This is a genomic window from Microvirga roseola, assembly GCF_020866965.1.
GTDB classification, from domain to species: domain Bacteria; phylum Pseudomonadota; class Alphaproteobacteria; order Rhizobiales; family Beijerinckiaceae; genus Microvirga; species Microvirga roseola.
In genome coordinates this window covers 94,206-107,543 of record NZ_JAJATX010000011.1, presented here as the reverse complement: position 1 = coordinate 107,543, position 13,338 = coordinate 94,206, and the positions used below count along the sequence as shown (strand labels likewise).

Sequence of the window (13,338 nt, the reverse complement as noted above, 5' to 3'; positions counted from 1 at the left end):
TCTTGACCGTCTTTTCCTGGGCCGCAGCACCGCCCATCGCGAGGGCGGAGCCGATGAGAGCCAATCCGACGGATTTAACAAAACGCATTATCGTTCCCTTGTCTTGTGGGGCTCATGCTTAACCTGAGCCTTCGTTCCCGCGACCCCGGAGGGCCGCGCCGTGATGCAGTAACGGCCAATCCGGGGAAAAAGGCAAGTCCGTTGAAGGGACTTACACAACCCGCAGGCGGATCTCTCCCAGGCCTTCGATGGCGCCGGCCATGGTCTGGCCCCGGTTCACCGCACCCACACCCTCGGGTGTTCCGGAGAAGATGACGTCCCCCGGGAAGAGCTCGAAATAGGAGGAGAGATAGGCGATCTGCTCCGCCACCGACCAGATCATGTCCGACAGGTCCGCCTGCTGGCGTACCGCGCCGTCAACGGAGAGCGAGATGGCCCCGCCTGCCGGATGACCGATGCGGGACGCCGGGTAGAGCGGGCCGACCGGGCCGGAATGGTCCGCAGCCTTTCCGAGTTCCCAAGGGCGGCGCAACTGCTTGGCCTCGTCCTGAAGGTCGCGGCGCGTCATGTCGAGACCCACTGCATAGCCGAAGACATGGTCGAGGGCCTGCTCGACCGGGATGTCCCGCCCGCCGCGGCTCAGGGCCACGACCATCTCGATCTCGAAGTGATAGTTCGAGGTCTTGGGCGGGTAGGGGTGATCGACTGTCCCGCCCTCCGGCACGACCTGGAGGGCATCCGCCGGTTTCATGAAGAAGAACGGGGGCTCCCGGGTCGGGTCGCCGCCCATCTCCCGCGCATGGGCCGCATAATTGCGCCCGACGCAGTAAACGCGCCGCACGGGAAAGACGTCACCGGAGCCGGCAACCGGCAGGGCGGAGGCTTGAGGGACGGGAATGACAGTGGCCATGGGAGCTCGCGGAAATTCGGTGGACTGAGTGACATCGGCCCGGCGGAGCTGGGGAAGCTCACCGGTCTTTCTCTTTCCACCATCTTGCAGTCCCGACCACAAGGCGCAATGACTAGCTTTCCTTAACAGGAGCCCGCATGACCATCCATACGGCCGCCGGTGCGGCCCTCATCGAGAACCTGACGGCACGGCTCGGGGCCGCCTCTGTCCTGACCGAAGCCGGCGATATCGAAAACCATCTCACGGAGGCGCGGGGCCTCTATCGCGGGGAGGCCCTGGCGGTCGTGCGTCCGCGCGATCGGGACGAGGTCGCATTCGTCCTGCAGGAATGCGCACGGGCAGGCATTCCCGTCGTACCGCAGGGCGGCAATACGGGGCTCGTCGGCGGGGGCGTTCCCTATGGCGGCGTAGTCCTGTCGCTGGCGCGTCTCGACCGGATCCGCGAGGTCGACCCGGTCAACGCCACGATTACGGTCGAGGCCGGCTGCCTCCTCAAATCCGTGCAGGACGCGGCTGACGCGGCCGGCTATCTCTTCCCGCTGTCGCTGGCTTCCGAGGGTTCCTGCCGGATCGGCGGGAATCTTGCGACGAATGCGGGCGGCACTGCCGTCCTGCGGTACGGCAACATGCGCGAGCTGACCCTCGGTCTCGAGGTCGTGCTCGCCGATGGGCGGATCTGGAATGGTCTAAAAGGTCTGCGCAAGGACAATACGGGGTACGACCTGAAAAACCTTTTCGTCGGCTCGGAGGGCACGCTCGGCATCATCACCGCAGCGGTGCTGAAACTTTCCCCGAAGCCGCTGTCCCGCCTGACGGCTTTCATCGGCTGCGCCTCGCCACACGATGCGCTCAATCTCTTCGAGCGGCTGCGCCAAGCTGCGGGCGATCAGCTCACGGCATTCGAATACATGCCGCATTTCGGGCTCGAGATCGTTCTCAGGCACAGCTCCGGCGCTGTGCGTCCGCTCTCCGGCACCCATGCATCCTATGCGTTGATCGAGCTGACCTCGTCGCAGAAAGACGCCGATCTTCAGGGATCACTGGGGACGATTCTCGGCGAAGCTCTGGAAGAGGGCCTTGTCGAGGATGCGGTGCTGGGCACGAGCGAGGCGCAGTCCAAGGCCTTGTGGGGTCTGCGCGAAAGCCTCTCGGAAGTGCAGCGTCTCGAAGGCGGCTCGATCAAGCACGACGTCGCCGTGCCGGTCTCCCGTGTGGCCGAGTTCATTGAAACTGCAAGCCGCGCCTGCGAGGCGGCCATGCCGGATGTCCGCGTCTGTGCCTTCGGCCATTTCGGCGACGGCAACATCCATTTCAATCTCTCCCAGCCGGTGGGCATGGAGAAGCCCGCCTTCCTCGCCCAGTGGGAGCGCTTCAACCGCATCGTGCATGACATCGTGCATGACATGAACGGCTCCATTTCCGCCGAGCACGGGATCGGCCTCATCAAACGGGACGAGTTGAAGCTCTACAAGGATCCGGTGGCGATCGAACTCATGCAGAGCCTCAAGCTGGCGCTCGATCCTCAAAACATTCTCAATCCCGGCAAGGTCGTCTCGATCGGGGAGAATGCTCCCGCAACCTTTCCAGCGACAGCAGGACAACCATGAAGACAATCGACCTTCTCGCCTTCGGCGAACCGCTGATGGAATTCGCCGAGGTTCAGCGGAATGGCGAGCGCCTCTATCTGCCAGGGTTCGGCGGGGACGTCTCCAACACGGCTGTTGCCGCTGCGCGCCAGGGCGCCAAGGTGGCCGTTTTTACAGCTATCGGCCGCGATGTCTTCGGCCAGGATTTCCTGGACCTGTGGGACCGGGAAGGGATCGACCGCTCTTCGGTCATTCTGCGCAAGGACGGACGCACGGGGGCCTACTTCATCAGCTATGGCGAGGAGGGGCACGTCTTCTCCTATGCCCGCGCGGGATCGGCCGCGAGCCTCATCAACGATGATGAACTGCCCCTGATCCAGATCGCATCCGCCCGCGTGCTCCACGCCTCCGGCATCAGCCAGGCGATCTCGGAGACCTGCGCGGACGCGGTTTTCGCGGCGATTCGCCATGCGAAGGCGAACGGCACCTCCGTCAGCTATGATACGAACCTGCGCCTGCGGCTCTGGCCGCTCGACCGCGCCCGGGCCATCATCCATGGCGCAGCGGCGCTCTCCGACATCCTCCTGCCCGGGCTCGACGATGCGCGACAGCTCACGGGACTGGAGCGGCCGGAGGATATCTGCGCGTTCTATCTCAACCACGGCTCATCGGTCGTGGGGCTCACCATGGGCAAGAATGGCACGATGGTGGCAACGAAAGAGCGGCTTGAGGTCATCCCCGCGCGCCCGGTCCAGGCCGTCGATGCGACGGGGGCCGGGGACACCTTCGACGGGGCCTTCCTTGCCGAATGGCTCGTGCATGGGGACCCGTTCAGGGCGGCGGCCTACGCCAATGCGGCGGCGGCCCTCTCGACGCTCGGACAGGGTGCCGTTGCCCCCATGCCCCACCGCGCACAGGTGGAAGCATTCCTCAGGACGTAGGGGCCTCTCAGATGACCGGAATCGCGATGGCACCGATCGCCTTCGCCAAGGCTTTGGGGTCGACGGGAAACACGGCCTGGGGTGTTCCGGCTGCGGCCCAGACCAGCCCGTATTTCAGAAGGTCCCGGTCAATATAGGTCTTGATCGGCATGTCGTGGCCGAGGGGCGGGATGCCGCCGATGGCATATCCCGTCCAGGCCCGAACCTTTGCGGCATCCGGACGGGAGAGCTTCTCGCCGATGCTTTGCGCCACGCTCTCCTGGTCGACCCGGTTGCTCCCCGACACCAGCAGCAGGTAGGGCTTGCCGCTCTCTGCCCCCTGGAAGACGAGGGACTTGACGATCTGCCCCACTTCGCAGCCGCAGGCCGCCGCCGCTTCCTCCGCCGTGCGGGTCGATTGCGGCATCTCCCGGACTGCGACGTCGAGGCCGAGTTCGCTGGCGGCGTTCTGTACGCGCTGGGCGCTGGGTGGAAGCGGTGTGTCCATGGGAGCTCCTACATATCGCGAAGGCGGCCGAGGGAGAGAAGGCCCATGCCGCCGAAGCTGCCGTCGGGACGCAGGCCCCGCAGTTCGGCCGAGAGGGTGAAGCCGGTCTCGTCCTTGCCGATGGCGAAGAGATGATAGCCCGCCGTGTGCGTGACCGTCCCACCGCTGGCGGAGGCGGATGGTGCGCCGACGACCGGAATGGGCCCGCGCGGACCGTCGAGGTTGTGCAGCGAGCCCACGTGATTGTGGCCGTGCAGGATCAATTCCGCGCCGACGCGGCCGATCATGGCCTCGAAACGCTTGGCGTCAGTCAGGTTGCGGCCCGAGGGAGCGCCGCCGACATGAGGCGGATGGTGAATGAGCACGACCCGGAAGCAGGAGGGGTCCTGCCCCAGCTCCTTGAGAATGGCCTCTGCCGCCTTCATCTGCTTGGAGCCGACGCGCCCGCTCGCTACGAAGGGCAGGGTGGGAATGGCCGAGGACAGGCCGATGATCGCAATCGGCCCGTAGCGGCGCAGAAAGGGAAAGGAGCCTTCGCTGCCGTTGTCGCTGCGCGTCCAGGGGGCGACTTCCCTGAGCAGGCCCTCGAGTGCACCGTTCACGTATGCATCGTGATTCCCCGGCACGAAGCTGACGAGGCTCGGATCGCCCAACCCTTCCAGGAAGACCCGCGAGGTCGCCCACTCGCTGCGCAGGCCGATATTGCAGGTGTCGCCCGTGCAGGCGATGTGGTCGGGATTCTGGGCATGGATGTCCGCGACGAGGACGGCCAAAAGCTCCATGTTATGGATGGCCCGGCGACTGCGCTGCCAATTGTACCAGCCGGTCAGCCGCTTGTTCAGCATCTGCCGCAGGCGGGGCCGCGGCAGCGGTCCGACATGGGGATCGGTCAGGTGGGCGATACGGAACATGGCAACCCGCGACTGGAGGCTTTTCAGGGAAAGGCCGAAACCGGCTTTCCGTTCAAAAGACTCGGCGAGAGTTCGCCGAGCCACGCAACTCCGTCAAGCGCAGGGCCGAACCCGCGCAACGTTTCGGCCCTTCCCGTCCCCAAAAACGAACGCCGCGAGGCCTGTCGGCGCCGCGGCGGCATACGGGACACGCCTGCCCACAGGCAGGCCTCCTACTGCAGGATAGGTCGATCAGTACTGCGCGCCGGGGATCAGGGTCGAGTAGATCGAGCGATCCTCGAGGTTGAGGGCCGGGGACCACGAGAAGCGGGGCGAGCGGTTGATCAGGGACAGGATCAGCGACAGAAACATCGGAACACCTTTGGTTGGCGCCGTACTAGACCTTCGTCTGATGCGGGTCACGCGCCATTATCAAGGATCAGCTATGCAGTAGATGAATGTCGCCGTTCATGTTTCTGTAATCTTGTTGTGATCGCATCTGCCGATGTCCGACCTGAAACCGCCATCTCTGTTCTCCCGCCTCGTCAGCCGGGGGCTCCATACCTATTGGCGGTTTTCCCGCGGGCTGACGCTCGGCGTGCGTGGCGTGGTGCTGGATGCAGAGAACCGCGTCTTCCTCATCCGGCACACTTATATTTCGGGCTGGCACCTGCCCGGGGGCGGAGTGGAAACCGGCGAGACGGCCCTGGAGGCGCTCTCGCGGGAGCTGCGCGAGGAGGCCTGCATCGCACTCGACGGGACTCCCGAGCTGGCAGGCGTCTTCTTCAATAACCGGATCTCGCGACGCGATCACGTGCTGGTCTATATCATCCGCCGTTTCACGGTGCTGGAGGCCAAACAGCCTGACAGGGAGATCGCGGAGGCAGGCTTCTTTCCCCTTGACCGGCTTCCCGACGGCACCACCGAGGCCACCCGCCGCCGCCTTGCGGAGGCTCTCGAAGGCGAACCTCCGACGGCGAACTGGTGAGAAGAGTTTGCGCCGGGGCGCGGACGCTGATATGCGCAAGGCACCATAAGGACATACTAGGTTTCATGGCCACCCTTCGGATCCTGCGACGACGACACGGCTGACCCATTCAGCAGCCCATCTCCATTGTCGTCACAGCCAGAGTCCGTTCATGACCGAACTCTCTCTCATTATCCGCACCGAGCAGCCCACCGATGCCGACGCCATCGAGCGCCTGCACGAGCGCGCTTTCGGCCCGGGGCGCTTCGCCCGCACCGCCTCCCGCCTGCGGGAGGGCGTTCCCCATATCCCCGATCTCTCGTTCACGGCGCTGGTCGGCACGCTGCTCGTCGGCTCGGTCCGCCTCACGCCGGTCATGGCGGGGGAGGAGGCGGCCCTGATGCTCGGTCCGCTCACCGTCGAGCCGGCCTTCGAGAGCCGCGGTATCGGGGCCGCCCTGATGCACCGCTCGCTCGATGCAGCGAAGGCACACGGCCATACCCTTGTGCTGCTGGTCGGCGACGAGCCCTATTACTCCCGCTTCGGTTTCAAGCGCATCCCGCCGCCGCAGCTCCAGCTGCCGGGGCCGGTCAATCCTGCCCGCTTCCTGGCTCTGGAGCTGGAAGAGGGGGCGCTCGCCCGCGCCAAGGGCATCGTGTCTCCGTTCAGGAAAGCCGGCTGATCAGGTTCGGCGACGGCCTTCCGTCACCCAGGCGACGAGGGTCGCGCCGACGAGCAGCACGAGGCCGAGGAAGCCCAGCGCCAGCGGGAAGACAGAGACGCCGCGAATGATGGCGCTGTCGGACGGCCTGATCCCGATCCAGTCTCCGCCGGAGAAGCGGGATCCCGAATGCACCGCGAGGATGTGGGGCACGGTGATGCCCTGATCCCCTGCGATGGCGACGCGGCGCACGGAGCCTCCCGTTGCCTCTGCGATGGGGGCAAGGGCTTCCGTGTTGCTGAACACGTCCGTGAGTTCGCGCGGATTGGCCGGGCCGACGCTGACGAAGGCGATCAGCTCGCCCGATCTCACCGTGTGCAGCCCGAGTTCGCGGCTCGCGACTTCGGCCGTGAACAGGCCGGGCCGGGTCTCGGTCAGCGGAACGCTGCTCTCCCCGCCGCTCGGGGAGGTGAGCGTCACAGGATCGGCGGTTTCGCTCATGGTCTGCCGCACGATGCTGATGTCGCGGCCGGATGCGGCGGCGCGCAGGGCCTCCTCTTCGAGGGCGGGCTCCTTCATCAGCCAATGGGCGAGGCGACGCAGCAAGTCGAGATGCGGGCCGCCATCCTGATAGCCTCGTGCCCAGAGCCAGGCATGGTCGGAGAGCAGGAGCGCGACGCGCCCCTTCTCTTCCCTCCGCAGGACGAGCAGCGGCAGTTCGTTGGCACCTGACATAAGGGTCGAGCCCGACTGCACCTGCGAGTCGATGATGCGCAGCCACTCGCCCCAGGCGGGCGGCTGGGATTCCGAGCCCGGAAGGTCGCGCGTCACCGGATGGCGCTCGCCCGTGTTGGTGATGTTCGCCTTATAGGGCTCCTCGATGATGCGCCCGGTGGGCGTGCCGGGAATGATCGGCGACAGGCGCGTCTGGGCGAGGCTGCCATAGCTCGCGAATTCGGGGCCTGCTGCAACGAGAACCGCGCCGCCTTCGCGCACGTAGTTCACGATGTTCTCGAAATAGCTCGAGGGCAGAATGCTCTGGTTCGCGTAGCGGTCGAAGATGATCAGGTCGAACTCGTTGATCTTCTGCTGGAACAGCTCCCGCGTGGGAAAGGCGATCAGCGACAATTCGTTGATCGGGGTCCCGTCCTGCTTCTCCGGCGGACGCAGAATCGTGAAGTGGACGAGATCCACGTTGGCGTCGGACTTCAGCAGGTTGCGCCAGGTGCGCTCGCCCGCATGAGGCTCGCCGGAAACGAGCAGGACGCGCAGCTTCTCCCTGATGCCTTCGATGGGAATGACCGCGCGGTTGTTGATCCGGGTCAGCTCGTCGGGCAGGCCTTCCACTTCGAGTTCGACCACGTTCTGTCCGCCATGCTCGATGCGAACGTCGATGGAGAACGGCGTATCGGCCCGCACCTGCTGGCGCGTCAGAAGCTCGCCGTCCCGGCGCACGGTGACGAGGGCCGAGCCAGTGCCGCCGCGCTCCATGACCTGGGCACGGATGGTCTGGTCCTTGCCGACGATACCGAAGCGGGGTGCTTCGAGAAGTTTGATCTGCCGGTCCCGCTCGTCTGGGCGGCCCGTGATCAGGGCGTGGAGCGGCGCCCTGAAGCCGAGGCCCTCAACGGAGGAAGGGATGTCGTGGACCACGCCGTCGGTGACGAGAATGACGCCGGCAAGCCGATCCGGCGGCACGTCGGCGAGTCCATTGGAGAGGGCCGAGAAGAGACGCGTTCCGTCATCGCCACCGCCGTCCTGCGCTTTGATGAAGCGAGGCTCGACATCGGCCACGGACCCGAAGCGACGCTCCAGCTCGGCTCTGACCTGATCCGTCATGGCGGAACGGTCGCCCAAGCTCTGGGAGGACGAGCGGTCGACGACCACCGCCACGATGTCCTTTACCTTCTCGCGGTCCTCCTGCACGAAGGCGGGGTTGGCCAAAGCCAGCAGGACGAGGCCGAGGGCCACAGCCCTGAGAATGGTGATGGGACCCCGCGAGAGGAATGCGACGACAACCAGGAGCGCCGTGACGGCGCCCAGGGCCCAGAGGGCATAGACCGGGACGAGAGGGGAGAAGCTGATCGAGAGCAAAGGCGTCTCCTTGCCTCACTGCCCGAGGCGTTCGAGCAGAGCGGGCACGTGCACCTGGTCGGCCTTGTAGTTTCCGGTCAGGGCGTACATGACGATGTTGATGCCGCTGCGATAGGCCAATTCCCGTTGGCGCTCGTCGCTGCCGACGATGGGATAGAGCCATTCTCCACGGGGGCCGACCGCCCAGGCGGCTGCCAGATCGTTCGAGGTGATGATGAGCGGCGACACGCCGTCACCCGAGCGGGCCGGCCGGCTCTCCTCGCCCTCCGTTTGAGGCGGCAGCGCTTCGACCCAGGTCTGGCCCGTGGCGTAGCGGCCGGGGAAGTTGTCGAGAATATAGAAGGTCTTCGTCAGCACGTGATCGGCCGGCACGGGCTCCAGCTCGGGAATGTCGAGGGATGAGAGCATACGGCGCAGCTGCTGGCCTTCCGCGCTTACTGCGCGGTCGGGGCGGCTGCTGAACGCATCGCGCGTGTCGAATATCACTGTCCCGCCGCCCTTCATGAAGGCGTCGATGCTCCGGATGGCGGCTTCCGAAGGCAGGGGACGGTTCGCGACGATGGGCCAGTAGATGAGCGGATAGAAGGCCACCTCGTCCCGCGCCGGGTCGATGCCGATGGGCTCGCCCGGGGCAAGGGCCGTGCGCTGCTCCAGCTCCTCGGTCAGTCCCAACAGCCCCGCCCGGCTCGTCTCGTCCACCTGCGCATCGCCTGTGATCACATAGGCGAGCCGCGTCACCAGGGCGGGATTGCTGCTCTCGCTTCTCGGATCCGGGCGAAAGTCCTGCGCTTTCAGCTCCGAGACGGAGCCGAAGATCGGCAGAACAGCGGCCAGGGCGATCGCGGCGGCCGCTCCCGCCCGGCGCATGCGGCGGCCGGTGAGGTTCGCCAGATGCCCGCCGAGCCAGAGGGAGGCGAAGGTATCGATCAGGAGCAGGATGAGAGCCAGCATGAAGAGAGGCGTGCGCAGATCGATGGTCTGCGCTCCGGCAAGCGGCGCGATGCGAGCCTGAAGCGGTGCGTAGTTCAGCGGCGCCAGCCTGTCGTCGGGAACCAGAGCGTTCACGGCAAGACTCGAATCGACAGGGCCGTAGAAGCCCGGAGGATGCTCCGGCGTCGCGCGCTCCGCATAATTGCGGACAACTGCGCGGGCATTCGCCGGGGGCGAGATGAAGATGCCGTAGCCGTCGAGATTGAGGCGCGGCGCGACCGTTTCGATCTCCGCATTGCGTGCTTCCGCCGTCACGTCGCCCGGTGCGCCTGCGAGCGGCGTGATCCTTCGCAGCATGTCGACGAAGAGGCCCGAAAGCGGCAGGTTCGACCAGGTGGTGTCGGCGGTGACGTGGAACAGCACGATCAGGCCATCGCCGCGCTTGTCGGCGGTGACGATGGGCGTGCCGTCAGCCAGCGACGCCCAGGTCTTCGAGGGCAGGTCGCCTTCAGGCTCTGCCAGAATCTGGCGGCGGATGCCGATCTCGTCCGGGACGGCGAGACCGAAGAAGGGGCTTTCACGCGTGAAGGGCGCAAAGGTCTTTGGCGTGTCCCAGGAAAGCGTGCCGCCGAGATTCCGACCGCCGCGGCGCAGGCGCACGGGCACGAGCTCGTCATTGCCGGCGGCGAGACGTGAGCCGGCGAAGCGCAGAAGCATGCCGCCTTCCTCGACGAAGGTGGCGACCTTGGCCTGGGTCTCACGGTCGAGCCCGCCCACATCGGCGAGGACGAGGATCGAGACCTGCTCGTCGAGGAGCTGGTTCACCGCATCGGCGATGCCGCCGCGTCCCGTTCGGATCTCCGCATAGGGCGAGAGCGCGCGCTCGATGTAGTAGAGTGGCGAGAGGAGCGGCTGCGCCTGATCCGAGGTGCCGCCGAAGACGAGGCCGACGCGCCGGCGCTTGCTGCGCTCATCCACGAGGCTCACGGCTCCCGCCGATCCTTCCCCAAGGACCTCGATGCGTGCGATCGCGTTCCGGATCTCCGTCGGGAGGTCGAAGGCGACCGTCGTCTCGGTGGCGTTCGGGTCGAAGGCGAAGCGCATATCCGCCAGCGGGAGGTTCTTCAGATCGAGGGCGCGGAGGATGCCTGCATCGCGTCCGTTCGGCTCGGCCCGGACGAGGGTCACGTTGAGCTGTCCGACCGCATTCTCCGTACCGGCGAGCGCGAGAGCGGAGGCCCGCTCGGTCTTGAGAACGGTGACCTGCCGACCTTCCGCCATTTGCGTCAGCCCTTCGATGAAGCCTTGACCGTCAACGCCCGCGACCCCATCGCTGATCCAGACGATTTCCGCGTCGGGCGTCGCTTCCATGAAGCGGCGGATGGAGTCGAGATGTGCCTCGCGGTTGGGAAGGTGCGGGAGCGGCTTGAGGGGCCGCAGGCGCTCCAGAGCCGCCGCAGGGCTGGTAGGCTGCAGCGCAACCGGTGTCTCCGCCACCGCCGCAAGCGCCACGACGCGCCCGTCGCGGCCGGCCGCCTCGATGCGCTCCTCGGCAAGGCTCATCCGCTCGCGCCAGTCGTGGGCTGCGGCGAATCCGTTGTCGAGGACGAGCAGGAGCGGCGCGCGGCTGCCGCCTTCACCCAGCGGGTTCCAGGTCGGCCCCGCGGCCGCGAGGATCAGGAACGCGGCGAGCAGGAGCCGCAGCAGCAGCAGCCACCAGGGCGTACGCGCGGGCGTCTCCTGCTCGGGGCGCAGATCGGCGAGGATTCTCAGCGGAGGAAAATCGACGCGCCGCGGCTGCGGCGGCGTAATGCGCAGCAACAGCCAGATCGCCGGCAGGGCCGCCAGAGCGGTGAGGACGAGAGGAACGGTGAAGGTGATGGGAAGGCCTAGCATGGTTTACCGCCCTCCCACATTGGAGCCGCGGGAGGTCGCCACAAGAGTCATGAGGCGAAGCGCCGCCTCGCTCGCGGGACGGTCCGTCCGGTGGATGGTCATGGTCCAGCCTCGGCGGCGGACGAGGTCCTCGATCTCCCCCCGGTGACGCGCGATGCGCTCACGATAGGCCCGGCCCCAGGCGGCGGCGTCGCCGATGCGGAGCGAGAGCCCGTCCTCCAGGTCGTGCAGCACGGCCTGCCCCTGGAAGGGAAAGGTCTCCTCGACCGGGTCGACGATCATCACGAGGTGGCCCCGCGCGCCGCGCGACGAGACGCCTTCCACCATGCCGGCGATGTCCCGCACGGGCGAGAGAAAGTCGCCGATCAGGATCGCCTCGTCGAGAGGTGCGATGGGGGCCTGGGGAGGCAGGTCGTCCTCGAGCGAGGTGCGATCCATCACCATGGTCTGCGCCATGGTCTCCGCGATGCGCCGACTCGCACGCGGCGACATCAGGCCCAGCATGCCCACGCGCTCCCCCGCCTCGACGAAGGAGCTGCCGAGGGCGAGGCCCAGCACGACGGCCCGCTCGATCTTGGGAGCCAGCGCCAGATCCGATACAAAGCCCATGGACGCGGAGCGGTCAATCCATATCCACACGTTCTGGGTCGTCTCCCACTCGCGCTCACGCACATAGAGCCGGTCGTCCCGGGCCGAGCGTCGCCAGTCGATCCGCTGCGCGGCCTCACCCGTCACAAAAGGCCGGAACTGCCAGAAGGTCTCACCGATACCCGCGCGCCGGCGGCCGTGAATGCCGTGCGAGAGGTTCGCGGCGACGCGGCGCGCCTCCAGCACAAGGCGGGGCATCCGCTGCGCCAGCGTAAGGGCGTTCTCCGTCTCATGCCGCCCCGGTGAGCGGGCGCTCTCGGGCAGGACCCGGACACGGGCCATGGCGAGGACCTTAACCCGCCAGCCGCGACGTGAGGCGTCCGATGACGCCTCCGATGGTCTCCCCGTCCGCGCGGGCGGAGAAGGTCAGCGCCATGCGGTGCTTCAGCACCGGCTCGGCGAGCGCCACAACGTCGGCGAGCGACGGGGCCACGCGGCCCTGAATGAGGGCGCGGGCGCGAACGGCGAGCATCAGCGATTGGCTGGCGCGCGGTCCGGGGCCCCAGAGAAGCTTGTCGGTCACCCCCTCCAGGTTCTCGCCCTCGGGACGGGCGGAGCGGACGAGATCGAGGATAGCCTCCACGACGCTCTCGCCCACGGGCAGACGGCGAACGAGGCGCTGTGCGTTCATCAGGGTCTCGGCATCCATCACTGCGACGGGCCTGCGCTCCTCGGCGCTGGTCGTCTCGATGAGGATGCGTCGCTCGGCGTCGCGATCCGGGTAGCCCACGTCGATCTGGAGAAGGAATCGGTCGAGCTGGGCCTCGGGCAGGGGATAGGTGCCTTCCTGCTCGATGGGGTTCTGGGTTGCGAGTACGTGGAAGGGACGGGGCAGGTCGTGCCGCTCGCCGCCGACCGAGACGTGGTATTCCTGCATGGATTGCAGCAGAGCGGACTGGGTGCGGGGGCTTGCGCGGTTGATCTCGTCCGCCATGAGGAGCTGTGTGAAGATCGGCCCCTTCACAAATCGGAACGAGCGCCGCCGGTCGGCGCCTTCCTCGAGGATCTCGGAGCCCAGAATATCGGAGGGCATCAGGTCGGGGGTGAACTGGACTCGGCGGGCATCGAGGCCCAGGACCGTGCCGAGCGTCTCCACGAGCTTCGTCTTTGCGAGGCCCGGAACGCCCACGAGCAGGCCGTGACCGCCGGCGAGAAGGGTGATGAGCGTCAGGTCGACGACCTGTTCCTGACCGAAGATGACCGTGTGGATCGCTTCACGGGCACGCCCGACAGTCTCAAGCGTCGCCTCCGCATTGCGGATGATTGCATCGTCCAGGGCGGTGGGCGCTTGAGAAATGCTGGCCGTCATGAGGTTCAATCTCCACTCA

The 13,338-nt window shown here is 66.7% G+C and carries 11 protein-coding genes; 4 read left to right on the top strand and 7 right to left on the bottom strand.

Translation table 11 applies throughout. From position 1 onward, the window contains the following. Nucleotides 1-211 precede the first annotated feature (211 nt). Nucleotides 212-910 (bottom strand): fumarylacetoacetate hydrolase family protein, encoded by a 699-nt coding sequence (locus tag LG661_RS09720; protein ID WP_230531680.1) that lies wholly within the window; start codon nucleotides 908-910, stop codon nucleotides 212-214. Nucleotides 911-1,047: 137 nt separating this feature from the next. Here LG661_RS09720 and LG661_RS09715 point away from each other — a divergent pair, with 137 nt between their 5' ends. Both LG661_RS09715 and LG661_RS09710 read left to right on the top strand, forming a co-directional pair. Then, nucleotides 1,048-2,517, top strand: a complete 1,470-nt coding sequence (locus LG661_RS09715) for an FAD-binding oxidoreductase (protein ID WP_230531679.1) — start codon at nucleotides 1,048-1,050, stop codon at nucleotides 2,515-2,517. Beyond that, nucleotides 2,514-3,437 (top strand): sugar kinase, encoded by a 924-nt coding sequence (locus LG661_RS09710; RefSeq protein ID WP_230531678.1) that lies wholly within the window; start codon nucleotides 2,514-2,516, stop codon nucleotides 3,435-3,437. Before LG661_RS09715 ends, LG661_RS09710 begins: the two co-directional genes overlap by 4 nt. 7 nt (nucleotides 3,438-3,444) lie before the next feature. Here LG661_RS09710 and LG661_RS09705 read toward each other — a convergent pair whose 3' ends face one another. Next, a complete protein-coding gene (locus tag LG661_RS09705) occupies nucleotides 3,445-3,924 on the bottom strand; it encodes a YbaK/EbsC family protein (protein WP_230531677.1) in 480 nt (159 codons plus the stop codon). 8 nt (nucleotides 3,925-3,932) lie between these two features. After that, on the bottom strand, nucleotides 3,933-4,835 hold the full coding sequence (locus LG661_RS09700) for a metallophosphoesterase family protein (protein ID WP_230531683.1): 903 nt from the start codon (nucleotides 4,833-4,835) through the stop codon (nucleotides 3,933-3,935). Between the two features lie 484 nt (nucleotides 4,836-5,319). Between LG661_RS09700 and LG661_RS09695 the strand changes: the two genes are divergently transcribed. Next, a complete protein-coding gene (locus LG661_RS09695) occupies nucleotides 5,320-5,802 on the top strand; it encodes an NUDIX domain-containing protein (protein WP_230531676.1) in 483 nt (160 codons plus the stop codon). A gap of 151 nt (nucleotides 5,803-5,953) precedes the next feature. After that, nucleotides 5,954-6,463, top strand: coding sequence for a GNAT family N-acetyltransferase (locus LG661_RS09690; protein WP_230531675.1), 510 nt, complete (start codon nucleotides 5,954-5,956; stop codon nucleotides 6,461-6,463). Here LG661_RS09690 and LG661_RS09685 read toward each other — a convergent pair whose 3' ends face one another. Genes LG661_RS09685 through LG661_RS09670 form a run of 4 tightly spaced genes read right to left on the bottom strand, consistent with a single transcriptional unit; the run spans nucleotide 6,464 to nucleotide 13,319 of the window. After that, nucleotides 6,464-8,536, bottom strand: a complete 2,073-nt coding sequence (locus LG661_RS09685; protein WP_230531674.1) for a hypothetical protein — start codon at nucleotides 8,534-8,536, stop codon at nucleotides 6,464-6,466. It lies immediately after the preceding gene. Between the two features lie 15 nt (nucleotides 8,537-8,551). Further along, nucleotides 8,552-11,362 (bottom strand): DUF4159 domain-containing protein, encoded by a 2,811-nt coding sequence (locus LG661_RS09680; protein ID WP_230531673.1) that lies wholly within the window; start codon nucleotides 11,360-11,362, stop codon nucleotides 8,552-8,554. A gap of 3 nt (nucleotides 11,363-11,365) precedes the next feature. Next, nucleotides 11,366-12,292, bottom strand: coding sequence for a DUF58 domain-containing protein (locus LG661_RS09675; protein ID WP_230531672.1), 927 nt, complete (start codon nucleotides 12,290-12,292; stop codon nucleotides 11,366-11,368). A 10-nt stretch (nucleotides 12,293-12,302) separates the two neighbouring features. Continuing rightward, nucleotides 12,303-13,319, bottom strand: a complete 1,017-nt coding sequence (locus LG661_RS09670) for an AAA family ATPase (RefSeq protein ID WP_230531671.1) — start codon at nucleotides 13,317-13,319, stop codon at nucleotides 12,303-12,305. Nucleotides 13,320-13,338 lie beyond the last annotated feature (19 nt).

Bases quoted from the DNA above. Each gene is read 5' to 3' on its own strand.
- LG661_RS09710 (WP_230531678.1), top strand. From the start codon at position 2,514: ATGAAGACAATCGACCTTCTCGCCTTCGGCGAACCGCTGATGGAATTC.
- LG661_RS09695 (WP_230531676.1), top strand. From the start codon at position 5,320: ATGTCCGACCTGAAACCGCCATCTCTGTTCTCCCGCCTCGTCAGCCGG.
- LG661_RS09700 (WP_230531683.1), bottom strand. From the start codon at position 4,835: ATGTTCCGTATCGCCCACCTGACCGATCCCCATGTCGGACCGCTGCCG.
- LG661_RS09670 (WP_230531671.1), bottom strand. From the start codon at position 13,319: ATGACGGCCAGCATTTCTCAAGCGCCCACCGCCCTGGACGATGCAATC.
- LG661_RS09715 (WP_230531679.1), top strand. From the start codon at position 1,048: ATGACCATCCATACGGCCGCCGGTGCGGCCCTCATCGAGAACCTGACG.
- LG661_RS09690 (WP_230531675.1), top strand. From the start codon at position 5,954: ATGACCGAACTCTCTCTCATTATCCGCACCGAGCAGCCCACCGATGCC.
- LG661_RS09675 (WP_230531672.1), bottom strand. From the start codon at position 12,292: ATGGCCCGTGTCCGGGTCCTGCCCGAGAGCGCCCGCTCACCGGGGCGG.
- LG661_RS09705 (WP_230531677.1), bottom strand. From the start codon at position 3,924: ATGGACACACCGCTTCCACCCAGCGCCCAGCGCGTACAGAACGCCGCC.
- LG661_RS09720 (WP_230531680.1), bottom strand. From the start codon at position 910: ATGGCCACTGTCATTCCCGTCCCTCAAGCCTCCGCCCTGCCGGTTGCC.
- LG661_RS09680 (WP_230531673.1), bottom strand. From the start codon at position 11,362: ATGCTAGGCCTTCCCATCACCTTCACCGTTCCTCTCGTCCTCACCGCT.